2 protein-coding genes and 1 pseudogene are annotated in these 1,296 nt (G+C 68.8%); 2 read left to right on the forward strand and 1 reads right to left on the reverse strand.

Translation table 11 applies throughout. The features are described 5' to 3' along the window. Positions 1 to 312 (forward strand): PASTA domain-containing protein (locus JHN45_RS52025; RefSeq protein WP_201056511.1); only part of this gene is annotated, 312 nt, incomplete at its 5' end. Between the two features lie 95 nt (positions 313 to 407). On the opposite strand, the gene JHN45_RS52030 is transcribed toward JHN45_RS52025, so the two are convergent. Beyond that, entirely contained in the window at positions 408 to 947 is a 540-nt protein-coding gene (locus JHN45_RS52030) for a bacterial proteasome activator family protein (protein WP_019073519.1), read from the reverse strand. Between the two features lie 116 nt (positions 948 to 1,063). Here JHN45_RS52030 and JHN45_RS52035 point away from each other — a divergent pair. After that, positions 1,064 to 1,296, forward strand: a pseudogene (locus JHN45_RS52035) (hypothetical protein); the annotation flags it as partial.

Here is a 1,296-nt window from a genome sequence, read left to right on the forward strand (position 1 = left end):
TCGGCGACGGCCGTGGAGGGCCACCGCGACGGCGACAAGACGAAGACGATCGAGACGACCGCGTGCACGGAGCCGGAGGAGTCGTACGACGACTCCACCAAGATCCGGGTACCGGACTTCCAGTTCAAGTACCTCTCGTCGGTCAAGTCCTGCCTGCAGGCCGCGGGCTGGAAGGTGAAGATCAAGTACGAGGACGAGAACACCTACGGCCAGGGCACGGTCATGGAGCAGTTCCCGGCGGCCGACACGGACGTGGACCCCAAGGACATGCCCCAGATCCAGCTGGGCGTCTCGACGGGCAACCCGTCCTGACCCCGTGACGCGGAAGGGCCCGGCAGCAACCGCTGCCGGGCCCTTTGAACATGTAACGGGTGTCTACATGTACGGGTCTCTACAGGTACGGGTGTCTACAGGTACGGACCGCCCACCCGGCCGCCACCCGGCTGGCCCTCCTCGCCGCCGTCACCGACACCCGGCGGCAGCGCCCGGCGCATCTGCTCCAGCTGCGCCCGCGCCGCCATCTGCTGGGCGAACAGCGTGGTCTGGATCCCGTGGAAGAGTCCCTCCAGCCAGCCCACCAACTGCGCCTGCGCGATACGGAGTTCCGCGTCGCTCGGGATCGCGGTGTCCGTGAAGGGCAGCGAGAGCCGCTCCAGCTCCTCGACCAGCTCCGGCGCCAGACCGTCCTCCAGCTCCTTCACCGAGCTGGCGTGGATCTCCTTGAGCCGCACCCGGCTCGCCTCGTCGAGAGGAGCCGCACGCACCTCCTCCAGGAGCTGCTTGATCATGCTGCCGATCCGCATGACCTTGGCGGGCTGTTCCACCATCTCCGTCACCGGGATCTCTCGGGAGTCCTCGTCCCCGGTGCCACCGAGCGCCATCCCGTCCTGGCCCACGACCAGGATCTGAGGCTTCTCCGGTGACCTTTCGTTCCTCGGCATCTCCATGCCGCCATTCTCTCGCACCCGCACACCTCACCACCGTGGTGCCCCCCTCGTAAGGTGATCCACCGTTTGCCCGAACCCGGAATGCCGGGAAACCCGCCCGATGTGACGCTTGTCCCGTGACTCCATGGCTGCGCACCACGGGACTGCTGCTTGTGCTCGGCACGGGCACGGTGGCGAATCCGTACGGGGGTGTTCCGGCGTACGGCGTGGGAGCGGGGGGCGCCGGGAGCGCACCCGCGTCCGGCGCCGCCCACGCCCCCGCTTCTCCCACGGCCTCCGCCTCCGCCACCGCCACCGCCCTGAAGCCTGCTTCCGGTCCCGGCCATCCCGACCATCCCGACCACCACGA

Source organism: Streptomyces sp. MBT53 (genome assembly GCF_016654115.1).
GTDB lineage: Bacteria > Actinomycetota > Actinomycetes > Streptomycetales > Streptomycetaceae > Streptomyces.